Below are 24,459 nucleotides of genomic sequence, written 5' to 3' on the forward strand. Positions count from 1 at the left end.
AACCACCCGTTAGACGGGTGGTTATGATTTATATACTGCTACCAGCAATCAGACTCACTGGAAGTACATAATCACGATTAACTGTTTTGCCTTTAATTTTCTTGAGAAGAATTTCGACACAAAGTTTAGCAATTTCATCCAAAGGTTGTTGGATAGTTGCTAACTCTGGGTAGAAGTGACGGATAAAGGCGGTACCGTCATAACCGATGATTTTTAGGTCATCTGGGATAGAAAGTCCCAATTGTCTAGCTATCTTCATAACCAAGATAGCTGTTAAATCGTCCGAAACAAAGATGCCATCTGGTTTTTCACGAGAGATAATAGATTTGATTTCTAATTCTCGTCGCATGAGAGACAAATCGTTTGGAACAGGACAAATAATACCTTCCTTGTCCAATTCATAATTAAAACCTAGTTGACGAAGTCCTGTTGGAGAATCCGAATTATCATAGCCTGTAATCATGACAATGCGTTGACAGCCAGCCTTGACCATAGCTCTTGCGGCTAACTTGCCACCTTCAAAGTTGTCAGACGAAACAATAGGAATCTTTGGGGCGAGATTACGGTCGAAGGCAACGATGGGAGCTTCAACCTTCTCATAATCCTCAATACCAAGATTGTGACTAGATGAGATGATGCCGTCACATTGGTTGGCGGCGAGCATCTCCAAATAGTCCCTCTCCTTGTTAGGATCATGCTCACTATTACAAATAATGGTTTTATAACCTTGCTTAAAGAGTTCATCCTCAAGACGTTCAATAAGTTCGGCATAAAATACATTGGAAATATTTGGGAAAATCAAGCCAACGAGTTTGGCCGACTTTCCTTGAAGACCTCGAGCTAAATTATTAGGTTTATAGTTGAGTTCTTGCATAGCAGCGTGAACTTTGTCAATGGTCTTCTGTGAGAGGTAGCCCTTTTTGTTTATGACGCGAGAAACTGTGGTTGGGCTCACACCAGCCAGTTCGGCAACGTCAGTAAGCTTTGCGACCATAAATCACCTTAGTATTTCAAGTCGAAGTAGTGTCCAGAAACGTTTCCTGACGTTACTTTGATACCAGTTTGTTCTGCACTTGGGAAAACACGACTAGTGAAGACTTTCTCACCTTTGTTGAAGTAAATTTCAACGATTGAGTTATCTACAAAGATGTTTGCTGTTGCAGCTTGACCGGCATCAAGTGTACATTCACGACTTGTTCCAAAGTCAGTAGCATATTGTTCACCAGCTTTAGAACGGTCAAGGATAACTTTTCCGTTTTCAGTATCAACTGTAAGTGACAAGCCATTTCCTTCTTGGTCTGCGAAGAGGACAAGTTCTGTTTGAGTGTTAGCTTCAAAGTTAAGTTCAAGCTCGTAAGTGTTAGTTGTTGCCGTTTTTTCAGAGAAATCTTCTTGGCTAGCACGTAAGCTTGTAATGGCTTCGACTGGATATTGGTAGAGTTTGCCATCTTTAATAGACAATTCTTTAACCAAGCTCATAGCCCCTTGGTAGTCGTATTTGTCAGTTGGATAGTCCACATCTGGAAGACCGATCCAGCTGACAATAAGGGCACGACCATCTGGAGTATTAAAGCCTTGAGTTGCATATGCTTCAAATCCGTAGTCCAAGTTGATAATTGGTGTGCCATCAACGAGGGCAGGTTTTTCTGTGTCGAAATCTTGGAAAATCTTATAAGTGTTAGGGTAGATGTTACCGTAGTCAAGTTCAGCTTTATCGAGACCTTGTGGGCTATAAAGAAGAACAGGTTTGTCATCTACAAAGACAAGGTTAGGACACTCAACCATGTACTCTGACCCAGTGCCACCAAAGTCAAGATTACCAACCTCAACCCAGTTTTCGACATCATTGTCTACTGCCTTGTAAAGTTTGATATAACCTTGTTTATCGTGGTTTTGAGCACCTACGATAGCGTAGAATTGTCCCTTGTAATCGAAGATTTGAGGGTCACGGAAGTGCCCAGTAGCGTCAGCAGGTTGTTTGATAAGAACCTTGTCGAATTTTTCGATTTTGCCGTCTTTATCCATCCAAGCGCCGATTTGACGTGGGTCACGAACCCAGTTTTCATCACGAACGTTCCCAGTATAGAAGATAAAGAGTTTATCACCGATTTGATAAGCAGAACCTGAGTAGGCACCGTGGCTATCATTTTCATGGTCTGGCAAGAGTTTGACACCAGTTTCTGTAAAGTGAACCAAATCTTCAGTTTCAGTATGCACCCATTGTTTCAAACCATGAGCAGCTCCAAATGGCCAACTTTGGTAGAAAAGTTGGAACTTACCATTAAAGTAAGAAAAACCGTTTGGATCATTAAGAAGCCCTGTTTCTGGTTCGATATGGTAACTTGCACGCCAAGGTGATTTAGCGACATTTTCTCTAATCTTTGTTTTTTCTTCGTCTGTCCAATCTGCGTATGGACGGTAACGAACTTCTGTTGGTAGATTCATATTTAGTAATCTCCTAATCTATTTGTTAATAATATAGTAAACGTTTTACCTAGAAAAATCAACGATTTATCATAAAAAAACAAAAAATTATGCTAAACGGTTGACATATGACAGAAAGATGCTAAAATAGTTACCGTAAAGAAAAGCTAAACGCTTTCATACCAAATTTTATTAAGGAGAATTTTGCAAATGGATAACAAACAAATTGCAAAAGAAGTCATCGATGCCCTCGGTGGACGTGAAAACGTCAACAGTGTTGCTCACTGTGCGACTCGTCTACGTGTGATGGTTAAAGATGAAAACAAAATCAATAAAGAAAAGGCTGAGAACATTGAAAAAGTTCAAGGTGCTTTCTTCAACTCAGGTCAATACCAAATGATTTTTGGTACAGGTACTGTTAACAAGATTTACGACGAAGTCGTTGCTCAAGGTCTTCCAACAGCATCTAAAGACGAACAAAAAGCAGAAGCTGCTAAACAAGGGAACTGGTTCCAACGTGCTATCCGTTCATTCGGTGACGTTTTCGTTCCATTGCTTCCAGCTATCGTAGCGACTGGTCTTTTCATGGGTATCCGTGGAGCAATCAATAACGATACAGTTCTTGGTTTGTTCGGTACAACATCAAAAGCTTTTGCTGCTACTGATTTCTATACTTACACAGTTGTATTGACAGATACAGCCTTCGCCTTCTTCCCAGCCTTGATTTGTTGGTCGGCCTTTAACGTATTTGGTGGTTCACCACTTCTTGGTTTGGTTCTTGGTTTGATGATGGTTAACAACGCCCTTCCTAACGCTTGGGATGTTGCATCAGGTGCTGCTAAACCAATCTACTTCTTTGATTTTATTCCAGTAGTAGGTTACCAAAACTCAGTGCTTCCAGCCTTCTTCGTAGGTTTGCTTGGTGCTAAGTTCGAGCAATGGGTTCGTAAATGGGTTCCAGACGTTCTTGACCTTCTCTTGCGTCCACTTATCGTCTTCGCAGTAATGTCAGCTTTGGCCCTCTTTATCATTGGCCCTGTCTTCCATACTGTTGAAAGCTATGTTCTTGCTGCTACAGAATGGATTCTTAACTTGCCATTTGGTCTTGCTGGTCTTGTCCTTGGTGGAGTTCACCAAGTTATCGTCGTTACAGGGGTTCACCACGTCTTTAACTTGCTTGAAGCTAACCTCATTGCTAATACTGGTAAAGATCCACTTAACGCTATCATCACAGCTGCTATGACTGCCCAAGCTGGTGCGACACTTGCAGTGGGTGTTAAAACTAAAGATGCTAAATTGAAAGCACTTGCTTTCCCTGCAACTCTTTCAGCGGTACTTGGTATCACTGAGCCAGCTATCTTTGGGGTTAACCTTCGTTTCGGTAAACCATTTATCATGGGTCTTATCGCCGGTGCTGCTGGTGGTTGGTTGGCATCAATCCTTAACCTTGCTGGTACAGGATTTGGTGTAACAATCGTTCCTGGTACACTTCTTTACCTTAACGGTCAAGTACTTAAATATGTTCTTATGGTACTTGTAACACTTGCTCTTGGTTTTGCTCTTACTTGGATCTTCGGTTACAAAGAGGAAGAAGTTGAAGCTCAAAAAGAAGTTGTTGCTGAAGATATTGCATCTGCAGAATCAACTCCAGTTGCATTGCAAGCTGAAACAATCGCTGCACCACTTAAAGGTGAAGTTGTAGCTTTGGAAAATGTTAATGACCCAGTCTTCTCATCAGGAGCTATGGGGAAAGGTGCCGCTATCAAACCTTCAGGTAACCAAGTAGTCGCACCATTTGATGGTGAAGTGCAAATCGCCTTCCCAACAGGTCACGCTTACGGTCTTAAATCTGATAAAGGTGCTGAAGTGCTTATCCACATCGGTATCGACACTGTCTCACTTGACGGTAAAGGATTTGATGCTAAAGTTCAAGCAAATCAACGTATTAAAAAAGGTGATGTTTTGGCTACCTTCGATAGCTCAGTAATCACTGAAGCAGGTCTTGACGATACAACTATGGTAATCGTTACAAACACTGCAGACTTCGAAGATGTTTCATCAGTAGCGACTGGTTCAGTTGCTGAAGGTGCAGACTTCATCGCAGTTAAATAATAAGCTAAAAAAGTCGAAGCCAATTCGGCTTTTTTAGTTAAATGGCTCATAAAGAAAAGTATGAAGCAGAGCAGTCTGTGTCTCCTTAAAGAAGGTCTCATTTAGATTGTCTTTTGCCTAGCTTTTCTTTATAATAGTATAAATAGTTATTATTGATCATAAAAGGAGATAGCTTTACCTATGGCTAAACTATACGGAAGCTTGGAAGCTGGTGGTACAAAATTTGTTTGTGCTGTCGGTGATGAGAAATTCCAAGTCGTTGAAAAAACTCAATTCCCAACAACTACACCTTATGAAACAATTGATCGTACGATTGAATTTTTCAAACGTTATGAAGACCAATTGGCTGGAATCGCTATTGGTTCATTCGGTCCAATTGATGTTGATCCAAACTCTGAAACATATGGTTTTGTGACTTCAACACCAAAACCACATTGGTCAAATGTTGACCTTCTTGGTTTGATTGCTAAAGAGTTTAATGTTCCTTTCTACTTTACGACTGATGTTAACTCATCTGCTTATGGTGAGACACTTGTTCGTAAAGGTGTTAAGAGCCTTGTTTACTACACTATCGGAACAGGTATCGGAGCCGGTGCTATTCAAAATGGTGAATTCATTGGTGGTATGGGTCATACTGAAGCTGGTCACGTATATGTACCGCTTCATCCAAATGATGTTTCTAATGAATTTAACGGAACTTGTCCATTCCACCGTGGATGTTTGGAAGGTTTGGCTGCTGGACCATCGCTCGAAGCTCGTACAGGTATTCGTGGTGAATTGATTGATCAGCATTCTGAAGTTTGGGATGTTCAAGCTTACTACATTGCTCAAGCGGCTGTCCAAGCAACAGTCCTTTACCGTCCTGAAGTTATCGTCTTTGGTGGTGGTGTTATGGGGCAAGAACACATGCTTCGTCGTGTTCGTGAAAAATTCACAGCTCTTTTGAATGGTTACCTTCCAGTACCAGATGTAAATGAGTATATTGTGACACCTGCTGTTTCAGGTAATGGCTCTGCAACACTTGGTAACTTCGCACTTGCTAAAGACGTAGCTGACAAGCATGCAAACAAATAAACAAAATATGTAAAATCGCTTTAAGAGATAATCTTAAGGCGTTTTGCTCTATACAGGAGGAAGTAATGGAACCTTTATTTTTAGATTCACCAATGCATGAGAAAATCTGGGGAGGGAACCGCCTCAAGGCAGAGTTTGGTTACGATATTCCCAGTGAACACACTGGTGAATACTGGGCAATTTCTGCCCATCCTAATGGTGTATCCTATATCAAAAATGGAAAATATGCTGGTTTCCACCTGGCAGAGCTTTACAAGGATAAACCAGAACTTTTTGGGAACCCCAAGACTAGTGTTTTTCCTTTATTGACCAAGATTTTGGACGCTAATGACTGGCTCTCAGTACAAGTACACCCTGATGATGCTTATGGACTAGAGCATGAAGGTGAGCTAGGAAAGACAGAATGTTGGTATATTATTGATGCTGAAGAGGGTGCAGAGATTATTTATGGTCACAAGGCTAAGACAAAGGAAGAATTAGCGTCCTTAATTGAAGCAGGTGATTGGGACGGACTTTTGTCGAAAACTCCTGTTAAAAAAGGTGACTTTTTCTTTGTACCAAGTGGTACCATGCATGCTATTGGTCCAGGTATCCTGATCTTAGAGACTCAACAATCTAGCGACACCACTTACCGTGTCTATGATTTTGATCGTAAGGATGATCAGGGCAATAAACGTGAGCTTCATATTCAACAGTCTCTTGATGTCTTGAATCTAGGGGACCCAGAAAATAGCGTTCCAACAACTGTTAAGACCTTGCAATTAGAGTCGACTTGTTTGACATCAAACTCCTTCTTCACCGTATATAAATGGAAACTCAGTGGCTTGGTTGACTTCAAACAATCAGCTCCTTATTTGCTTTGTTCGGTACTTTCTGGCAATGGGACTATGACTATCGATTCACGCATTTATTGTCTAAAAAAAGGTGATCACTTCATTCTTCCAAATGATGTGACAGATTGGGAAATTGATGGACAATTGGAGATGATTGTCAGTCACCCTAACGAGGCTTAAGTATGAGTAATGAAAAAGTTTTAGCTGCACTATTTGAGCGTATTGAGATCGGCAAATCCTATTATTTTGAGGGAGCTTACTATCGTCTAAAAGACTATGGAGATCACATTTATGGCTTACAACGGGCCATTCCTGGGATGTGCGGTGAAAAAACGGCCTCCCCTAGCATCAAATTTTACTGGAAAAATGGTGTCTTGGACTATCAATTCTACGTTGATTTTGAAGCTAGCCCTATGATAATGAAGGCCTATAGCGGCACCGACCATGCCTTCTTTGAACAGGCTTTTGAAAATCTCTTGCATGATTTTGAGGATATCCTAGAGAGCCAAGAGAACTCTAAGAAGTAGTTTTAAAGCATTATTGTCGATATTTTCAGTGAATCTAATAAAAAAGTTTTACTTTATTTGCGAATCCATTGTGAAAGCCCTTAAACTAGGGCTTTTTTCTTTGTCAATCCTTGAGTGATTTCTTGTTTAAAGGGGGCTTTTGTGGTAAAATATGGAGATAAAGACTGTCGAAAGGAAAAAAGATGGCAAATATATTACGCAAAATCATTGAAAATGATAAAGGCGAAATTAAGAAACTAGAAAAAACTGCCAAGAAAGTCGAGAGCTATGCTGATGCAATGGCAGCTCTTTCAGATGAAGAACTTCAGGCAAAAACAGAAGAATTTAAAAAACGATATCAAAACGGAGAAAGCCTAGACCAACTCTTGCCAGAGGCATTTGCAGTTGTTCGTGAAGGGGCAAAACGTGTCCTTGGACTTTTCCCATATCGTGTGCAAATCATGGGTGGTATTGTTCTTCACCATGGTGATGTACCAGAGATGCGTACAGGGGAAGGGAAAACCCTGACTGCGACAATGCCTGTTTACCTAAATGCTATTTCAGGTGAAGGTGTGCACGTTATCACCGTTAACGAATACCTCTCAGAGCGTGATGCGACTGAAATGGGTGAGCTTTATAGTTGGCTTGGTTTGTCAGTAGGGATTAACCTTTCAGCCAAATCACCAGCTGAAAAACGTGAAGCTTATAACTGTGACATCACTTACTCAACCAACTCAGAGGTAGGTTTCGACTATCTTCGTGATAACATGGTTGTTCGTAAGGAAAACATGGTACAACGTCCATTGAACTATGCCTTGGTCGATGAGGTTGACTCAGTTCTTATCGACGAAGCTCGTACACCATTGATTGTATCAGGTCCTGTAAGTTCAGAAACTAATCAGTTATATCACCGTGCGGATGCCTTTGTTAAGACCTTGACAGAGGATGATTATGCCATTGATATTCCAACAAAAACGATTGGTTTGAATGACTCAGGTATTGACAAGGCTGAAGAATTCTTTAACTTGGACAACTTGTACGATATTGACAATGTTGCCTTGACTCACTATATTGACAATGCCCTTCGTGCCAACTACATCATGTTGCATGATATTGACTATGTGGTAAGTCCTGAGCAAGAAATTCTTATCGTCGACCAATTTACAGGTCGTACCATGGAAGGTCGTCGTTTCTCAGATGGACTCCACCAAGCCATTGAAGCAAAAGAAGGTGTACCGGTTCAAGAAGAAACGAAGACATCTGCCTCAATCACTTACCAAAATATGTTCCGTATGTACAAGAAATTGTCAGGGATGACTGGTACTGGTAAGACTGAGGAAGATGAATTCCGTGAAATCTATAACATGCGAATCATTCCGATTCCAACTAACCGTCCAATTCAACGTATTGACCACGACGACCTTCTTTACCCAACCTTGGATGCTAAATTCCGTGCTGTGGTACAAGATGTTAAACGTCGTTATGAAAAGGGACAGCCAGTCCTTGTTGGTACGGTTGCCGTTGAAACATCTGACTTGATTTCTAAGATGTTGGTTGAAGCAGGCATTCCTCATGAAGTGCTTAATGCTAAAAACCACGAAAAAGAAGCGCATATTATCATGAATGCGGGTCAACGTGGTGCCGTTACGATTGCGACCAACATGGCCGGTCGTGGTACCGACATCAAACTTGGTGAAGGTGTTCTTGACCTTGGTGGACTCTGTGTCATTGGTACAGAGCGTCACGAAAGCCGTCGTATCGATAACCAGTTGCGTGGTCGTGCGGGACGTCAAGGGGACCCAGGGGAATCTCAATTCTACCTTTCACTTGAAGACGAATTGATGCGTCGTTTCGGTTCTGATCGTATCAAACAAGTCTTGGAACGTTTGAATGCTGATGATGAAGATATTGTTATCAAATCACGTATGTTGACACGCCAAGTGGAAGCGGCTCAAAAACGTGTCGAAGGAAATAACTACGATACTCGTAAACAAGTCCTTCAGTACGATGACGTTATGCGTGAACAACGTGAAATCATCTACGCTGAGCGTTATGATGTTATCACAGCGGAACGTGACCTTGAACCTGAGATTAAGGCTATGATTAGGCGTACGATTAACCGTACGGTAGATGGTCACAGTCGCAATGATCAAGAGGAAGCTCTTAAAGGTATCTTGAACTTTGCTCGTCAGGCTTTGGTTCCTGAGAATGCCATCTCACTTGAAGATTTACAAGAAGTGGGAGAGGTAACGAAACGTAGTGTTAATTATGACGCTATTAAAGTTTACTTGAATGAGTTAGCAGATGATGTTTATGATCGTCAAATCAAGAAATTGCGTTCAGAGGAAGCTATCCGCGAATTCCAAAAAGTCTTGATTTTGATGGTTGTTGATAACAAGTGGACGGACCACATCGATGCCCTAGATCAATTACGTAATGCCGTTGGTTTGCGTGGTTATGCACAAAACAACCCAATCGTTGAGTATCAATCTGAAGGGTTCAAGATGTTCCAAGATATGATTGGGGCAATTGAATATGATGTGACACGTACAATGATGAAAGCACAAATTCATGAGCAATCTCGTGAAAATGTGAATGAACGTGTTTCGACAACAGCAACAGGCAATATCCAGGCCCACCAAGCAGATGCTAATGGTCAAGAAATTGACTTTAGTAAGGTTGGTCGTAATGACTTCTGTCCATGTGGCTCTGGTAAGAAATTTAAAAATTGTCACGGTCGTAAACAATTTTAGGAAAAAATAGGTAATTATTATGGTTTTTAAAGCAGTAAGTGAAAAAATTGATTTTGATGCAGTTAAAGAATCAACGACATTAACAGGTGAAGCCCTTGCCAAGAAACAAGCTCGTGATAAAGAGCTTGAAGCAATCATCAAGGGTGAAGATGACCGTACGCTTTTGGTTATCGGTCCATGTTCATCTGATAATGAAGAAGCTGTTCTTGATTATGCTCACCGTTTGGCTAAACTTCAAGAAGAAGTTAAAGATAAAGTCTTTATGGTTATGCGTGTCTATACAGCTAAACCTCGTACAAATGGTGATGGCTATAAAGGACTTGTACACCAACCTGATGCTGAAGGTAAACCAAACCTAATCAATGGTATCAAGGCTGTGCGTAATCTTCACTACCGTGTTATCACTGAAACTGGTATCACAACTGCTGATGAAATGCTTTACCCAGAAAACCTTCCTTTGGTAGATGACCTTGTGTCATATATTGCCATCGGTGCACGTTCTGTAGAAGACCAACAACACCGTTTTGTTGCATCAGGTATTGATGTTCCAACTGGTATGAAGAACCCAACATCAGGGAACCTTAACGTCATGTTTAATGGTATCTACGCTGCACAAAACAAACAAAACTTCCTCTTTAACGGTGAAGAAGTTGAAACTTCAGGTAACCCATTGGCACACGTTATTCTTCGTGGTTCAACGAATGAATATGGTAAAAACGTGCCTAACTTCTACTATGATGATGTTCTTGAAACAATCGAACACTATGAACAAATGGGCCTTGAAAATCCATTCATCGTTATTGATACAAACCATGATAACTCAGGTAAACGTTACTTGGAACAAATCCGTATCGTTCGTCAAACCTTGATTAACCGTGACTGGAATGAAAAAATCAACAAAGTTGCACGTGGTTTCATGATTGAATCTTACCTTGAAGATGGCCGTCAAGATGCGCCAGATGTCTATGGTAAATCAATCACTGACCCATGTCTTGGTTGGGATAAGACAGAAGAATTGATTCGTGAAATCCACGATACTTTGTCAAAATAATAAGGTAACAGAAACCATATATGGGGAGTGAACCGTTTGGATGACCAAGCGGTTCGCTCTCTTTTCACAAAGAGAGGGAAATAAATGGGAATTCATCAAAATAGTCCGCTGATTGATGTAGCGGAGGTAAGGAAATTACACGCTCTTACGGGAGACGCTCTAGTAACTAAACAGGCTAATGATGAGGCTTTGGCAAAAATTATCAAGGGTGAGGACAAACGTATTCTCTTGGTTATTGGTCCATGTTCGTCTGATAATGAAGAAGCTGTTCTTGACTATGCTCACCGTTTGGCCAAACTTCAGGAAGAAGTGAAAGATAAAATCTTTATTGTTATGCGTGTTTATACAGCTAAACCACGTACTAATGGGGATGGTTATAAGGGGCTTATCCACCAACCAGACGCAGAGGGTGATGTAGACCTTCTTGCTGGAGTTAAGGCGGTTCGCCACCTTCAGTCACGTATTATTACTGAAACAGGCCTCCCAATCGCTGATGAGATGCTTTATCCGTCAAATCTTTCCTTCTTTGATGACCTGCTTAGCTACCACGCTGTTGGAGCACGTTCGGTTGAGGACCAAGAACACCGCTTTGTAGCTTCAGGTATTGATGTGCCAATTGGTTTGAAGAACCCAACGTCAGGGAATTTGAATGTCATGTTTAATGGTATCTATGCTGCGCAGAACCAACAGCATTTCCTTTACAATGGCGCTGAAGTTAAAACAGATGGTAACCCACTCGCTCACGCTATCTTGCGTGGTGCCAACAATGAAAATGGACAGAACATTGTCAACTACCATTACGAAGACTTGGTTAAGGCTTTGGACAAGTATAGTGCATTTAATTTGGAAAACCCATTTATTCTTGTTGATACTAACCATGATAACTCAGGTAAAAACTTCATGGAACAAGTTCGCATTGTGCGTGAAGTCCTTCTTAACCGTGAGTGGGATGAGCGTATCGCGGATGCCGTGCGTGGCTTTATGATTGAGTCTTACCTTGAGGATGGTCGTCAAGACACACCTGAAGTTTACGGTAAATCAATCACAGATCCATGTCTTGGTTGGGATAAGACAGATAGCCTTATTCGTGAAATCCACAATCGACTTTCGTAACAATTATGATTTTTGGACATGGTATAGACTTGCAGGAAATTTCAGCAGTTAAAAAGGCTTATGACCGCAATCCACGCTTTGCAAAAAAGGTATTGACACCAAAAGAGTGGGAGCGTTTTGAATCCCTTTCTGGCAATCGTCAGATGTCCTATTTAGCAGGTCGCTGGGCTGGTAAGGAAGCATTTTCAAAGGCCTGGGGTACAGGTATTGGAGCAGTCGGCTTTAAGGATATTGAAATTTTGACCAATGACAAGGGAGCTCCAGTGGTGACCCAGTCGCCTTTTGAAGGCAATGTCTTTATCTCGATTTCCCATAGCGGTGATTTTGTTCAGGCAAGTGTCATTTTAGAAAAAAACTAAGAGATAGATGTTGGAAGAGGATAGCTTATGATCTCAAGTTTACATCGACCAACCTTGGCAAAGGTTGATCTATCAGCAATTTCAGAAAATATTGAACAAGTGGTTAGCCACATTCCTAAAAAGGTGCAGACTTTTGCAGTTGTTAAGGCCAATGCCTATGGTCATGGTGCTGTTACGGTGGCCAAGTATTTGTCTAAACAGGTAGATGGTTTTTGTGTTTCCAACCTAGACGAGGCACTTGAACTCCGTCAGGCTGGCTTAGAGCAACCGATACTCATTTTAGGAGTCGTCTTGCCAGACGAGGTTCCTTTGGCTATTCAAGAAAACATCACTCTGACGGTAGCTTCGCTTGAGTGGTTGAAAATGGCTAAGGATCAAGGGCTTGATTTGACTGGTTTGACCTGTCATATTAAGATTGATTCAGGCATGGGACGCATTGGGGTGCGTAGCCAAGGAGATGCAGATAGTTTGATTGCTGGTCTGAAGGCACTTGGTGCGGATGTCGAAGGTATTTTTACCCATTTTGCAACAGCTGATGAAGCAGATGATAGTAAATTCAAGCGTCAATTGGCCTTCTTCACGGATTTGGTTAATAACTTGGTGGACCGCCCTCGCTTGGTACATGCTAGCAACTCTGCGACAAGTATCTGGCATGCAGAAACAGTCTTTAATGCGGTACGTCTGGGTGTCGTCATCTATGGTCTCAATCCTAGTGGCAGTGTTTTAGACCTTCCATATAACATTCGTCCTGCTTTAAGTTTGGAGACAGCACTTGTTCATGTTAAGACTCTGCCAGCAGGTCAAGATGTGGGTTATGGTGCAACGTATACGACGACAGCTGATGAGGTTATTGGAACCATTCCGATTGGCTATGCGGATGGTTGGACCAGAGATTTACAAGGTTTCCACGTTATTGTGGATGGACAGCTTTGTCCAATTGTTGGGCGTGTGTCTATGGACCAGATCACTGTTCGCCTTCCTAAGGTTTATCCCCTAGGAACTCCTGTCACTCTTATGGGTGAAAATGGGGGAGCAAGTATCACTGCGACAGAGGTGGCTGAAAAACGCGGCACTATCAACTATGAGGTCCTTTGTTTGCTTAGTGATCGTGTACCTCGTAGCTATGACTAATATAAATAACGAGAAATCCAGTTTGATACTGGATTTTTTGATTTTAGTGAAGTCCATTTTCATGTGTTATAATAGCTGATAAGGCTTCCTCTTTCACGAGGAGAAGAACACGATAGAAATGATAGAGGATATGATTCAACTAGATTCACCGATTGCGGATTTGAAAGGCTTTGGTCCTAAGTCCGCTGAAAAATTTACCAAATTAGATTTGCACACGGTTGGGGACCTCTTGCTTTATTTTCCTTTCCGATATGAAGATTTTAAGAGTAAGTCTATCTTTGAACTGATGGATGGCGAAAAGGCTGTTATTACGGGAACGGTGGTGACCCCTGCCAATGTGCAATATTATGGCTTTAAACGTAATCGTCTGAGTTTTAAAATCAAGCAAGGAGAGGCAGTGATTGCCATTAGTTTCTTCAACCAGCCTTATCTTGTGGACAAGATTGAGATGGGGGCAGAAGTGGCTATTTTTGGCAAATGGGACCAGAAGAAGTCGGCTGTGACTGGTATGAAAGTATTGGCTCAAGTTGAGGACGATATGCAGCCGGTCTATCATGTGGCCCAGGGTGTTAGTCAGGCCCAGCTGATAAAGGCAATAAAGGCAGCTTTTGATAGTGGGGCTCTTAATTTGTTGGAGGAGAGTCTCCCACAGGTGCTGCTGGACAAGTACCGTCTTATGGGACGCCAAGAGGCTGTGCGTGCTATGCATTTTCCGAAAGATTTGGCTGAATATAAGCAGGCTTTACGTAGGACCAAGTTTGAGGAGCTCTTTTATTTCCAGATGAATTTACAGGTGCTGAAGGCTGAGAATAAGTCCGAAACCAATGGTCTAGCAATTGCTTACGATGAAGCCAAAATTAAGGCCAAAATTGCAGAATTACCATTTCCCTTGACAGAGGCCCAACAGCGCAGTTTATCGGAAATCCTAGCTGATATGAAATCTGGAGCTCATATGAACCGTCTTTTGCAAGGAGATGTGGGTTCAGGGAAAACAGTTATCGCTAGCCTGGCTATGTATGGGGCTTATACGGCAGGATTGCAGTCTGCCCTCATGGTACCGACGGAAATCTTAGCAGAGCAGCATTATCAGAGTTTGCAGGGGCTTTTTCCTGAGCTAGAGGTAGTGCTCCTAACTTCTGGGATGAAGGCGGCGGACAAAAAAGTAGCTCTTTCCAAAATCGAATCTGGGGAGGCTCAGATGATCGTGGGGACTCACTCACTGATTCAGGATGCTGTGACTTATCACAGGCTTGGGCTAGTAATTACTGATGAACAGCACCGTTTTGGGGTTAATCAACGTCGTATTTTCCGTGAGAAAGGTGATAATCCTGATGTCCTTATGATGACAGCGACCCCTATTCCTAGGACCTTGGCGATCACTGCCTTTGGGGAGATGGATGTGTCAATCATTGACCAGATGCCAGCAGGACGTAAGCCTATTATTACCCGTTGGGTTAAACATGAGCAACTAGATACCGTACTGACTTGGATCAAGGGAGAGTTGGAAAAAGATGCTCAGGTCTATTTTATTTCACCTTTGATTGAAGAGTCTGAGGCTCTCGATTTGAAAAATGCGGTGGCCCTTCATCAGGAACTCACAGATTTCTTTGGGGATTCAGCTACAGTGGCTCTGATGCACGGTCGCATGAAAAATGATGAAAAAGACCAAATTATGCAAGATTTCAAGGATAAAAAATCTCAAATTTTAGTATCAACCACAGTTATCGAAGTGGGGGTTAACGTGCCAAATGCTACGGTTATGGTCATTATGGATGCCGACCGCTTTGGACTTAGCCAGCTGCACCAACTTCGTGGCCGTGTAGGTCGTGGCCATAAGCAGTCCTACTGTGTTTTGGTGGCTAATCCTAAAAATGATACCGGGAAAAAACGCATGCAAGCCATGTGTGAGACTACGGATGGTTTTGTTCTAGCAGAAGAGGACCTTAAAATGCGTGGTTCAGGAGAGATCTTTGGGACACGTCAGTCAGGAATTCCTGAATTTCAAGTGGCTGATATTGTGGAAGACTACAATATCTTAGAAGAAGCAAGGCGCGTGGCCAGCCAAATTGTGTCTGACCCTAACTGGCGCGAGAATCCTGATTGGCAGGTGCTTGGAGCTCATTTGAGAAGCCAAGGCGAGTTTGATTGAGGAGGAAACCCATGAAAAAGAAACGGTTAAAACTCGATTTTTTTGCGATCTTGCATCCCTTATTTCTTATGATGTTAGGTCTCCTGTTTTATTTTTTCGCCTTCATCTTGATTTGGTTTATTACCGAATTGGCAAAGCTGATAGAAGGAAAGACGGACTTTCATACTCTATATCTTTATTCACTTCTTATCTCTCTAGTTTGTTCGGTATTACTGATTATGTACGTCGCGGGTTTTATAGCTCAACTGATTATCCATATACAGCATCAAAAGGAAAGGACGCTTTTGCCGGTCTGGTGTATGCTTACGGCTGTACTGATGCTTGTGCCCCTATTCGAAGATTTTAGTATCTTAGGCTCGTCCTGGAATTTTAAAGGGTATTTTCTTTCCATAGTTGCCTACATTGCCTATCTCTTTACAAAGCTACCCAAGGTTATTGAAAGTTACCGTTATCATGCGACAATTCGCTATGCCGTTTGGGTGGCTCTGGTCTTGGGAATTATTTTATCCATGATTTAGACAGAAAAACTCTCAGTAAACTCACTGAGAGTTTTAAGTTTCCTTCAAGCTTATTACAAGCTTTCTTTAAGTTAGGACACCTATAATAAAACCATCAAAACGAGATAGGTTTTGATAATAAAACGTTTTGGCTAAGCCAAACCATTCCTAAAAAGGAGGACATAACAATGACAGTAAAAATTAAAGTAACCTACAACCGAAATTTCCAGAAGCATCCTCAAGACTTTAAGGTTTATCAAAACTAGTATTGATGCTAGGAAGAGGCTAAATTTACCCATATTCTACAACTTTCATCCCTTATTTTCCAAAATCCCTTTTTCCTTTTTTTCATAACGTAGAATCCCTCTTCTTAAACTCATAAAAAGTCTAGACGGAAGCATGACCAGTCTAGGCGATTAACATAAGTAAGCTAACCAGTTGAGATTTTCTTGACTGGTTTTTATTTTTTGATTTTTAGACAAAAAATATCGAAAAACGATAAAAATGTGTTGACAAGGAGAAATAAAGAGTGTAATATATAATTATCGATAAACGGTAATAAGTTTTCGATAAAGATAATCTTATTCGCGAAAAAGAGAAATTATATACCAAAAACTATTTAATAAAGGAAATACTTATCATGAAAACACTTAAATCAATCATCAACGCAGTTCTTATTCTTCTTATGGCAATCTACGGTCTTGCAATGCTTACTTTACTTATCCTTCCTTTTGTGGATGTGACTAATCTTTTCCCAGGTGCTGAGGTTCATTATCTTTCTGGATGGGGTTACTGGCTTGTATCAGAGTTACAATTCGCCTTCTATCTTGCCTTGATTTGTCTCCTTCGTAAAGAGTTTAAAGACTTTACTTGGAAGGCATTTTGGACAGAAGATTTTTCTCTCTTCTTGAAAAAGGCTGCTCTTCTAACCTTTGTGCCATCAGCCTTGAATATCTTCTTACAGTTGGGAACGACTAATCACCTTGTAGTGGACTTCAGCACATCAGTCTGGCTCCTCTTGGTCTCTCTAGCTTGTGATGCTGTCCGTCTTCGTAAGGGACAAACAGCTGTCAAATAATTGAAGGAATCTTATTTGAAAAGTAGTAAAATCTTACCTATAAACTAGTATTTTATATTGATATTCGATATAATTGATACTGTTAATAGTTAGCTAATGATTTAGTATGAGGTCAAGGGCTCCTAGAGGCACCTTGGCTTTTTCTAGTCTATGCTCAAAGAAATCAAATGAATTTACAATCGAGGTAACACATGACAACTATCTTATTTTATTTTTTAATCATCCTAGCCTTGGCTGGCTCTAGTTATTATGGTTGGAGATCGGCCAAAAGTGCTAAAAATCGTCAGGAAACGCAAGAACAGAAACGTCTACGTAGTATTCTCCTGTTCGTTAATGTCCTCCTTTTTGCGGGCTTTTTAAGTCTTGTTATTACCATTCTTAATGATGCCTTTATCCTGACTGGTCATGAAGGACTCTTACACCAAGGTTTGCGTATGCTTCTTGGTTCGGGAGTTACCGTGAAAAGTACTAGCACTAGTCTGACGCTTTTTACAGCAACCATTGATTTCCTTCGTATGTCAGTCAACATAGGCTTCTTGTTGTGTCTACGTGCCTTTCTGATTAATCTTTATCGTTCTGATATTTTTATCGCTAAAAATGCTAAGTTGGTTCGTTGGTCAGCACATTTGCTAGTTCTTGGGGCCTTTATCAATAATGGTATCTTTACATTTGGGACAGGCAACCAGAGTTATAGTTTTTTTAACATAAGTTATTTGCTAGTTAGCTTTGTTCTCTATGCTGTTGCCATGATTTTGACTAAGGCTAATGCCATTGCTGAGGAAAATGAGTACACGATTTAGGAGGGGCTTATGATTATTGTCAATTTGGACGTTGAACTTGCCAAGAAGAAGATGCGCTCGGGTGAGCTGGCAGAACGTATTGGTATTACCCCAGCCAATCTCTCGGTTCTTAAGACAGGCAAGGCTAAGGCAATCCGTTTTACAACACTGGATGCTATTTGTAAGGAGTTAGATTGCCAACCAGGAGATATTCTTGAATATAGACCAGACGAAGAAAACTAAAAGCCTGAAGCAGTTCAGTCACCTTTCTAGTGACCATGCTTCAAGCTTTTTATTTTTTCTTCAACCATGCGACCAAGGCTAGACTGGCTAGCACGGTGCCACAGACCATGGCGATATGTGTTTTTGAGACTGTCAGCTCATAGTGGAAATCTTTATTTTCCAATTTATCGGTTGCTTCAATACTAAGTTTCATGTCTTATCCCTCGATATAGTCTTTCAATTCTTGGTCTTTGAGTCCCGCACTGAGTGCGATGAGGAGTTTGAGGCGAGCCTTTGGTGCGTTGAGTTCTTTAACAAACATAACGCCAGCTTCTTGGAGTTTGACTCCCCCGCCTTCATAGGCGTAAACAGGTTCGGCGATACCGTTGAAGCAGCGGGAAACGAGCACAACAGGGACACCTTTTTCCATAAGATTTGTGATTTCTCCTGCAGCTAGTGGTGGGAGATTTCCGGCACCTAGTGCCTCGATAACTACACCGTCAATCTTTTCAGGGTCTAGGAGACTAATAATCCCATCTCCGATACCCATCCCAGCATAGGCCTTGATGATTGGTACTGTTCCTGTGATTTGTTCCAAGTCAAAGCGAACACGAGGCTCAGCAGTTTTGAACCAGAGGATGTCATGCTTCATGATGATACCTAGTGGACCATGAGTTGGTGTGTGGAAGGTTGCCACGTTTGTGGTATGGGTCTTAGTCACATACTTGGCTGCATGGATTTCATCATTCATAACGACCAGGATTCCTTTGTCAGCGGCCTTGTCGTCGCTAGCAACACGTAGGGCTGAGAGATAGTTATAGACCCCGTCGCTACCTAGTTCGTTCGACGAACGCATGGCACCGGTTAGGACGATTGGAATCTCAGGGACGGCCATGGTGTCTAGGAAGTAGGCTGTCTCTTCCAGAGTATCTGTTCCGTGGGTGATGACCACACCATCATATTGCCCAGCTGTTTTCTTGATTTTTTTGTAAATATCCAGCATGTGGTAGGGTGTGATATGTGGGCTAGGGATATTAAGAAAATCGAGAACGGTTAGTTCTAAATTGTCTAAATCAAGCCCTACATGGTTCATGGGATTATCAGCATTTTGACTGACCTTGCCATCATTATCTGCTGACATGGAAATTGTTCCTCCAGTGTGAAGGACTAGGATTTTTTTTTTTTCATTTATATTACTCACCATTGTATTATGTGTTATAATTTATTTTAGCATAAAATGTTAGAAGGAGGGGAGCTCTGTGGCCATTAAAGCAGTCTTTTTTGATATTGATGGGACTTTTCTAAATGACCGAAAACGCGTGTCTAGTTCAACCAAAAAAGCCATCAGTCAAATGAAGGAAGATGGTATCTTAGTTGGTTTGGCAACAGGTCGTGGTCCAGGATTTGTTCAGCCTTTCATGGACAATCTGGGTCTGGATTTTGCAGTCACTTATAATGGTCAATATATTTTGACTCATGACAAGGTCCTGTATCAAAATCAGCTCCCTAAATCAACAGTCTACAACTTGATTCGCTATGCCACCAAGCACCGTAGAGAGATTTCTCTAGGGACTAGCACAGGTCTTGTTGGTTCCAATATTATTAGTATGGGGACGAGTAAGTTTGGGCAAATCGTTAGCCGTATTGTCCCTAAGTCCTGGGCTAAGATGGTGGAACGTAGTTTCAAGTCTTTGATTCGTCGTTTCAAGCCACAAAGTATTGAGACTCTTAAGACTATCATGCGTGAGCCTATTTATCAGGTGGTTATGGTAGCGACGGTGGGGGAAACACAAGATATTGAAGAAAAGTTTCCTCATGTGAAGATTACCCGTTCAAGCCCTTATTCAGCCGATATTATTTCAGCGGACCAATCTAAGTTGAAAGGTATCGCTCATTTAGGTGAGGTTTTTGGTTTCGAACTCAGTGAGGTTATGGCCTTTGGGGATTCGGAAAATGACCTAGAAATGCTGTCTGGCGTCGGCATTGGTGTTGCCATGGGTAATGGTGAAGACGAGCTGAAAGACCAGGCTACCCATGTCACTGACACTAATAACCAGAATGGGATTGCCAAAGCCTTATCTCACTACGGTTTGATTCACTTTGAGACAGAAAATTCATTTACCAGTGATGATGACAACTTCAACAAGGTTAAGGATTTCCACCATTTGATGGATGGTTCAACTACCGACATGCCTCGTGTTTACGGTATTGAGGAAGCTAGTCACCGTTCGGACTTCAAGTTGGAAGAAATTGTCGAGTTTATATATGCTTCATCAGGTGGGGACAAGCGTGTCTTTGGTCAGGCTGTTCTGGATTTGCATGCTGCTCTTGATAAGGCAGCCCTCAAAGTTAGTTCTAAAGAGCACTCAGAGTCAACGATGGTTGGTCAGGTGGATGCTTTGACTGACTTGCTTTACTTGACCTATGGTTCATTTGTCCTTATGGGGGTTGATCCTAAACCTTTCTTTGATACGGTTCATGAGGCTAATATGGGTAAAATTTTCCCAGATGGCAAGGCTCATTTTGATCCTGTGACCCATAAAATTCTTAAGCCAAGTGACTGGGAAGAGCGATTTGCACCAGAACCACACATTAAACGAGAGCTGGATCGTCAGATTCAAAAATCTCTACAAAGAAATAAGTAAGAAGATATAAAGGTTTGGACAGTTTGCTCCAAGCCTTTTTCTAATAAAAATGACATTTATTAATGTCTTTATTTGTGATAAAATAAAGACATTCTATGTATTTTTAAGGAGATTATTATGACTAAAGCAGATTGGTTAGACTTTTTTGAAGCCATCAACGGTCGTTCAGCGACTGAAGAAGAAATTGCAGCAGCACTTGCAGCTGGTGAGTTCCAAGATGACGCACCAGCAGTAGAAACTGCTCCAGTACAAGAAGCGCCAGCACAACCAGCTTTCGCTAATGTTCAAGAAACACCAGTTCAAGAGGCGCAACCACAGCCAACTTTCGCTGGTACCCAAGAAGCGCAACCACAGCCGACTTTTGCGAGTGCACAAGACGCACAAGCGCAAGCTTCTTTTGCAAATGCTCAGGCAGCCCAACCTCAACCAACCTTTGCGGGCGCTCAAGCTGCTCCAGTACAAGGTGTGCCAAATCAAGCAGCGCAACCACAAGCTGGTTTTGCCAATGCTCAAGCTGGTCAACAAGCAGCTTTTGCTAACGGTCAACCTCTTCAACCAGGTCAAAACGTTCAATTTATCAATGGACAAGCCGTAGTTGTTCCAGCACAACCATCAGCATTTGCGACAACTTTCAAAAACTACTGGACATGGTTGCTTAATGCATGGCGTCGTCCAGCTGACATGACAGATTATGGTAAACACAATGGTTGGCTTAACTATATCTTCTTGTCACTTTTCACTGGATTTGCATCATTTGCAATTTTGAGCGCTATGGCACGTAAACTTGTTAGCTCAGTTGTATCAACAACAAATGCATTGTCTAGTCTGTTTGGTTCTTATGGAACAGATAGTTATTCATCTTCAATTTCAAGTCATACGTCTAGCATTGGTTTTGGAGCTTTCTTCGCAAGTATCCTAGCTGCCTTCCTCTTCATCTTTGCCTTTATCTTGGCAGGATTTGTGACACGTAAGGCCATCTTCCGTGATCCTGAGACTACTTTCTTGAATAGCTTTGACCGTTTTGGTCGCTTGACATCATTGGCCTTGCCAATCTTGCTCGTAACAATCTTGTTTGGAGCTATTGGACTTGTTGGCTTCCCTAGCTTCTTGTTTAATATCGTTAGTGTTTTGTTTGTACTGGCTAACATCTTTACAATTGTACCTGTAAAAACGGCTTGGAAGGCTGATAAGTTCTATCAATTGATCTTGGCAGCACTGTTGAATGGTGTGATTTTGGTAATTTTGTTTGCAATCGTATTTGCTATCATGTCATCATTTTTAATAGGTCTTTTATTCTAAGTAAACCTCTAGCATTTTTTGAAAAAGTAAGTTTATAGGAGTCTTTATGGCAACAAAAGAAAAGTGGATTGATTTATTTGAAAAGGCAGTTGGTCGTCCGCCCCATGCTTTGGAGATTGAAGAAGGCCAGAAAGCAGACTTTGACTTAAAGGCTATTAAAGGCATTGCGGCAATGGGCTTGGACCAAGAAGCCACTCCTTCTGAACCAACAGAAGAAGTGGATGAGTATGACGTTGCCGAGGAAGTATTTGAAGATGTACCGCTTGGTGACGAAGAGGAAACGACTCCTTTAGAAACAGAGGAGCTTGCACCAGTATCTCAAGCTGATCAAGGTCAAGCCGAAGAAAATTCCGAAGCCGCTTCTAAAGAAGCACAAGCTATCTGGATGAAGGCTTTTAAAACCTATGTTGGGCGTCAACCTCTTCCTGAGGAATTCCTACTTGGTAAGTCTTCAGGTTATGATGTGTCAACCATCCATCAATTTATCTCAGATGGTAAGGCTGCGAAACCAGCCAAGCCAGCTATGACTAAAGGAAAGAAAATCCTGATTATTGCTGGTGTTGTTGCAGCAGTCTTAGCACTTGCTGGTTACGGCTTTGGTTCTTATTACTACTCACGTGGTCAAGTAGCAGAACGTTATGAAGCAGCAGCCAAGAAGAGCTTTAAAGATAGCTTGGAATACCAAGTATGGTCTGATACTAAAAAGGAAATTAAAACATCTGAAGTCAAGTACACAGACACTAAAAGTACACAAGCCTATAGCAAGAGCCAACTCATGTCTGGCGAACGTATGCAAAAGGTTGGACGTCAGTTCCTTATTTTTCCTAAGTGGCGAGTCGTGGTAGATCCTGGAACAGTTGATTTGACCGTTAATACAGCTGATTTGAATGTGACCATTAACGGGGTTTCTTACGCGACCACAGATGGCAATAACTACACGGCTAAATTGAATCATCTCTATCCAGGAACCTACAATTTTGTGGCTTCTGGTAAGGTCAATGATCAAGATATCACTGTCTCATCTGAGGAAAATGTGACCTCTAAAACAGAAGTCAATCTTTCAGTAGAGTATCTCAGCTTTACTGTTAAGTCTAATCTTAAGGATGGAGACCTCTATGTTGGTGGTACTAAGGTTGGAACCCTTAACTCAGGGAAACTAGATGTTAACAAGGTAGCAGTAGCTGGATCATCAGCCGTTTATGTTAAGAAGAATTTCGAAGATGGCAGCTCTATCAAAACAGAGACACTGTCTATTAAGAAAATCTCTGAAGGTCAAACGGTTACTCTAGATGCTGATGGAGTTCTTGATCGTGATACGGCAGATCGTCTCTTGACTGCTGCCTACGGTAAATTTGGTAGCTACGCTTCTAATCACAACACGACACCAGATGGTGTATCCGACATTTTCCTTAATGGTACTGATGATACCATGTACAAGGATGTAACGGCTGACATTGACAAAAATACTACAGGTGCTAAAAACCGTGCCGCTGATAGTATTTCTTTCTCAGACGTTGACGTCACAGAAGTCGTTCAGACTGGTGAGAAGACCTTCAAGGTGACCTTCACAGCAGTTTATGATTTCTATTATGGTTATGATTCGAAATTCAAGTCATCAGGAGATATCAAAGATAAAATCTCTTGGTCATGTAATGTGGAATATGTTGGTGACGATAGTGACTCTAGCAGTAGTAGTTCTGACTACAGCAACTATCGTATCAACGGCAAGGCTGGTGAATCACAAAATGTGAGCCGTGAAAATACTGTGAAATAACAGTTGCTTGCTCAGTTCGTTAGCATTGAACAGATTACAAATAGGAGGCTAGACCTCCACACTAAAAATGAGAGCCTGGTAATTGCCAGGTTCTTTTGTTTGTCTGTTTTTACCTCTTAGGGGCTAAACTGTGCCACTTACCTAAAAGGCCTTGTTTTGTGTAAAGCACTTGTTATAATGGAACCATCAAAAGGACAGGAAAGGAGTCTTATGAAAGTTAGAATCGAATTAGACCCATCCATGGATGAGCCTGAAATCTTGATTCGAGCTCCTCGGTTAACACAGGAATTAGCCCAGCTCCAAGAGTCTATTCTAAAGCAAAAGTTAGTTCCTTTAGCCTTTTACAAGGATCGCAGTGAATATTTTCTGGATTTGGCAGATATTCTCTTTTTTGAAACAGACGGGGAGAAAATTTATGGTCATACTAAGGATGAGGCCTATGAGGTAAAGCAAAAGCTCTACGAATTGGAAGACTTGCTTCCGATTGCCTTTTGTCGGATTTCCAAATCGACGATTGTTAATGCTAAACAGATTTATTCTTTGGAGAAGTCTTTTTCAGGGACCAGTACGGTGAATTTCTATCAGACCCATAAGCAGGTCCATGTATCAAGACGTTACTATCAAGTTTTAAAAGAACGACTAAACGAAATGAGGTAAGAT

General features: G+C 41.5%; 22 protein-coding genes. 18 read left to right on the top strand and 4 right to left on the bottom strand.

Going from position 1 to position 24,459, the window contains the following annotated elements; genetic code table 11:
* Positions 1–28: 28 nt before the first annotated feature.
* Together HMPREF2979_RS04385 and HMPREF2979_RS04390 are read right to left on the bottom strand one after the other, a co-directional pair.
* Positions 29–994 carry a LacI family DNA-binding transcriptional regulator gene (locus HMPREF2979_RS04385; RefSeq protein WP_048674949.1) on the bottom strand — a complete coding sequence of 322 codons (966 nt, stop codon included), beginning with the start codon at positions 992–994 and terminating at the stop codon, positions 29–31.
* Positions 995–1,002: 8 nt separating this feature from the next.
* Entirely contained in the window at positions 1,003–2,445 is a 1,443-nt protein-coding gene (locus HMPREF2979_RS04390) for a sucrose-6-phosphate hydrolase (RefSeq protein WP_070655316.1), read from the bottom strand.
* A 189-nt stretch (positions 2,446–2,634) separates the two neighbouring features.
* Between HMPREF2979_RS04390 and HMPREF2979_RS04395 the strand changes: the two genes are divergently transcribed.
* The 14 genes from HMPREF2979_RS04395 (at position 2,635) to HMPREF2979_RS04460 (ending at position 18,102) form a co-directional block, all read left to right on the top strand.
* The gene (locus tag HMPREF2979_RS04395) at positions 2,635–4,536 is read left to right on the top strand and encodes a sucrose-specific PTS transporter subunit IIBC (RefSeq protein ID WP_070655318.1); all 1,902 of its coding nucleotides are present in this window, start codon (positions 2,635–2,637) and stop codon (positions 4,534–4,536) included.
* A 180-nt stretch (positions 4,537–4,716) separates the two neighbouring features.
* Positions 4,717–5,610, top strand: a complete 894-nt coding sequence (scrK, locus tag HMPREF2979_RS04400; protein WP_002884717.1) for a fructokinase ScrK — start codon at positions 4,717–4,719, stop codon at positions 5,608–5,610.
* 65 nt (positions 5,611–5,675) lie between these two features.
* On the top strand, positions 5,676–6,623 hold the full coding sequence (manA, locus tag HMPREF2979_RS04405) for a mannose-6-phosphate isomerase, class I (RefSeq protein WP_070655320.1): 948 nt from the start codon (positions 5,676–5,678) through the stop codon (positions 6,621–6,623).
* A 2-nt stretch (positions 6,624–6,625) separates the two neighbouring features.
* Positions 6,626–6,970, top strand: a complete 345-nt coding sequence (locus HMPREF2979_RS10070) for a hypothetical protein (protein ID WP_083312367.1) — start codon at positions 6,626–6,628, stop codon at positions 6,968–6,970.
* A 182-nt stretch (positions 6,971–7,152) separates the two neighbouring features.
* On the top strand, positions 7,153–9,702 hold the full coding sequence (gene secA / locus HMPREF2979_RS04415) for a preprotein translocase subunit SecA (RefSeq protein WP_049545353.1): 2,550 nt from the start codon (positions 7,153–7,155) through the stop codon (positions 9,700–9,702).
* Positions 9,703–9,721: 19 nt separating this feature from the next.
* Positions 9,722–10,753 (top strand): 3-deoxy-7-phosphoheptulonate synthase, encoded by a 1,032-nt coding sequence (locus HMPREF2979_RS04420; protein WP_003094677.1) that lies wholly within the window; start codon positions 9,722–9,724, stop codon positions 10,751–10,753.
* An 84-nt stretch (positions 10,754–10,837) separates the two neighbouring features.
* Positions 10,838–11,866: a 3-deoxy-7-phosphoheptulonate synthase gene (locus HMPREF2979_RS04425; protein WP_070655322.1), complete on the top strand. Its 1,029-nt coding sequence runs from the start codon at positions 10,838–10,840 to the stop codon at positions 11,864–11,866.
* A gap of 5 nt (positions 11,867–11,871) precedes the next feature.
* Positions 11,872–12,225 carry a holo-ACP synthase gene (acpS, locus tag HMPREF2979_RS04430; RefSeq protein WP_014632616.1) on the top strand — a complete coding sequence of 118 codons (354 nt, stop codon included), beginning with the start codon at positions 11,872–11,874 and terminating at the stop codon, positions 12,223–12,225.
* A gap of 27 nt (positions 12,226–12,252) precedes the next feature.
* Positions 12,253–13,356 (top strand): alanine racemase, encoded by a 1,104-nt coding sequence (gene alr / locus HMPREF2979_RS04435; RefSeq protein WP_021143629.1) that lies wholly within the window; start codon positions 12,253–12,255, stop codon positions 13,354–13,356.
* Positions 13,357–13,474: 118 nt separating this feature from the next.
* Positions 13,475–15,505: an ATP-dependent DNA helicase RecG gene (gene recG / locus HMPREF2979_RS04440; RefSeq protein WP_261787290.1), complete on the top strand. Its 2,031-nt coding sequence runs from the start codon at positions 13,475–13,477 to the stop codon at positions 15,503–15,505.
* An 11-nt stretch (positions 15,506–15,516) separates the two neighbouring features.
* The gene (locus HMPREF2979_RS04445; protein WP_070655326.1) at positions 15,517–16,023 is read left to right on the top strand and encodes a hypothetical protein; all 507 of its coding nucleotides are present in this window, start codon (positions 15,517–15,519) and stop codon (positions 16,021–16,023) included.
* A 619-nt stretch (positions 16,024–16,642) separates the two neighbouring features.
* Entirely contained in the window at positions 16,643–17,080 is a 438-nt protein-coding gene (locus tag HMPREF2979_RS04450; protein WP_070655328.1) for a hypothetical protein, read from the top strand.
* 191 nt (positions 17,081–17,271) lie between these two features.
* Positions 17,272–17,880 carry a DUF2975 domain-containing protein gene (locus HMPREF2979_RS04455; RefSeq protein WP_070655332.1) on the top strand — a complete coding sequence of 203 codons (609 nt, stop codon included), beginning with the start codon at positions 17,272–17,274 and terminating at the stop codon, positions 17,878–17,880.
* A gap of 9 nt (positions 17,881–17,889) precedes the next feature.
* The gene (locus HMPREF2979_RS04460) at positions 17,890–18,102 is read left to right on the top strand and encodes a helix-turn-helix domain-containing protein (RefSeq protein ID WP_002884695.1); all 213 of its coding nucleotides are present in this window, start codon (positions 17,890–17,892) and stop codon (positions 18,100–18,102) included.
* A 49-nt stretch (positions 18,103–18,151) separates the two neighbouring features.
* On the opposite strand, the gene HMPREF2979_RS10300 is transcribed toward HMPREF2979_RS04460, so the two are convergent.
* Complete coding sequence (locus HMPREF2979_RS10300) at positions 18,152–18,295, bottom strand: hypothetical protein (protein WP_013991161.1); 144 nt, start codon at positions 18,293–18,295, stop codon at positions 18,152–18,154.
* 3 nt (positions 18,296–18,298) lie between these two features.
* Positions 18,299–19,285, bottom strand: coding sequence for an asparaginase (locus HMPREF2979_RS04465; protein WP_083312368.1), 987 nt, complete (start codon positions 19,283–19,285; stop codon positions 18,299–18,301).
* A gap of 55 nt (positions 19,286–19,340) precedes the next feature.
* Between HMPREF2979_RS04465 and HMPREF2979_RS04470 the strand changes: the two genes are divergently transcribed.
* The 4 genes from HMPREF2979_RS04470 (at position 19,341) to HMPREF2979_RS04485 (ending at position 24,456) form a co-directional block, all read left to right on the top strand.
* Positions 19,341–20,726 carry a Cof-type HAD-IIB family hydrolase gene (locus HMPREF2979_RS04470; protein WP_070655338.1) on the top strand — a complete coding sequence of 462 codons (1,386 nt, stop codon included), beginning with the start codon at positions 19,341–19,343 and terminating at the stop codon, positions 20,724–20,726.
* A 117-nt stretch (positions 20,727–20,843) separates the two neighbouring features.
* Positions 20,844–22,025, top strand: coding sequence for a DUF6574 domain-containing protein (locus HMPREF2979_RS04475; RefSeq protein WP_070655340.1), 1,182 nt, complete (start codon positions 20,844–20,846; stop codon positions 22,023–22,025).
* A 46-nt stretch (positions 22,026–22,071) separates the two neighbouring features.
* Positions 22,072–23,799, top strand: coding sequence for a zinc ribbon domain-containing protein (locus HMPREF2979_RS04480; protein ID WP_070655342.1), 1,728 nt, complete (start codon positions 22,072–22,074; stop codon positions 23,797–23,799).
* A 210-nt stretch (positions 23,800–24,009) separates the two neighbouring features.
* Positions 24,010–24,456, top strand: coding sequence for a LytTR family DNA-binding domain-containing protein (locus tag HMPREF2979_RS04485; protein ID WP_060971681.1), 447 nt, complete (start codon positions 24,010–24,012; stop codon positions 24,454–24,456).
* The last annotated feature ends 3 nt before the right edge of the window (positions 24,457–24,459 follow it).

It is taken from the genome of Streptococcus sp. HMSC078H12 (assembly GCF_001814615.1).
In the GTDB taxonomy this organism is placed as follows: Bacteria; Bacillota; Bacilli; order Lactobacillales; family Streptococcaceae; genus Streptococcus; species Streptococcus salivarius_F.

Bases quoted from the DNA above. Each gene is read 5' to 3' on its own strand.
- HMPREF2979_RS04385 (WP_048674949.1), bottom strand. From the start codon at position 994: ATGGTCGCAAAGCTTACTGACGTTGCCGAACTGGCTGGTGTGAGCCCA.
- HMPREF2979_RS04390 (WP_070655316.1), bottom strand. From the start codon at position 2,445: ATGAATCTACCAACAGAAGTTCGTTACCGTCCATACGCAGATTGGACA.
- HMPREF2979_RS04395 (WP_070655318.1), top strand. From the start codon at position 2,635: ATGGATAACAAACAAATTGCAAAAGAAGTCATCGATGCCCTCGGTGGA.
- scrK (WP_002884717.1), top strand. From the start codon at position 4,717: ATGGCTAAACTATACGGAAGCTTGGAAGCTGGTGGTACAAAATTTGTT.
- manA (WP_070655320.1), top strand. From the start codon at position 5,676: ATGGAACCTTTATTTTTAGATTCACCAATGCATGAGAAAATCTGGGGA.
- HMPREF2979_RS10070 (WP_083312367.1), top strand. From the start codon at position 6,626: ATGAGTAATGAAAAAGTTTTAGCTGCACTATTTGAGCGTATTGAGATC.
- secA (WP_049545353.1), top strand. From the start codon at position 7,153: ATGGCAAATATATTACGCAAAATCATTGAAAATGATAAAGGCGAAATT.
- HMPREF2979_RS04420 (WP_003094677.1), top strand. From the start codon at position 9,722: ATGGTTTTTAAAGCAGTAAGTGAAAAAATTGATTTTGATGCAGTTAAA.
- HMPREF2979_RS04425 (WP_070655322.1), top strand. From the start codon at position 10,838: ATGGGAATTCATCAAAATAGTCCGCTGATTGATGTAGCGGAGGTAAGG.
- acpS (WP_014632616.1), top strand. From the start codon at position 11,872: ATGATTTTTGGACATGGTATAGACTTGCAGGAAATTTCAGCAGTTAAA.
- alr (WP_021143629.1), top strand. From the start codon at position 12,253: ATGATCTCAAGTTTACATCGACCAACCTTGGCAAAGGTTGATCTATCA.
- recG (WP_261787290.1), top strand. From the start codon at position 13,475: ATGATAGAGGATATGATTCAACTAGATTCACCGATTGCGGATTTGAAA.
- HMPREF2979_RS04445 (WP_070655326.1), top strand. From the start codon at position 15,517: ATGAAAAAGAAACGGTTAAAACTCGATTTTTTTGCGATCTTGCATCCC.
- HMPREF2979_RS04450 (WP_070655328.1), top strand. From the start codon at position 16,643: ATGAAAACACTTAAATCAATCATCAACGCAGTTCTTATTCTTCTTATG.
- HMPREF2979_RS04455 (WP_070655332.1), top strand. From the start codon at position 17,272: ATGACAACTATCTTATTTTATTTTTTAATCATCCTAGCCTTGGCTGGC.
- HMPREF2979_RS04460 (WP_002884695.1), top strand. From the start codon at position 17,890: ATGATTATTGTCAATTTGGACGTTGAACTTGCCAAGAAGAAGATGCGC.
- HMPREF2979_RS10300 (WP_013991161.1), bottom strand. From the start codon at position 18,295: ATGAAACTTAGTATTGAAGCAACCGATAAATTGGAAAATAAAGATTTC.
- HMPREF2979_RS04465 (WP_083312368.1), bottom strand. From the start codon at position 19,285: ATGGTGAGTAATATAAATGAAAAAAAAAAAATCCTAGTCCTTCACACT.
- HMPREF2979_RS04475 (WP_070655340.1), top strand. From the start codon at position 20,844: ATGACTAAAGCAGATTGGTTAGACTTTTTTGAAGCCATCAACGGTCGT.
- HMPREF2979_RS04480 (WP_070655342.1), top strand. From the start codon at position 22,072: ATGGCAACAAAAGAAAAGTGGATTGATTTATTTGAAAAGGCAGTTGGT.
- HMPREF2979_RS04485 (WP_060971681.1), top strand. From the start codon at position 24,010: ATGAAAGTTAGAATCGAATTAGACCCATCCATGGATGAGCCTGAAATC.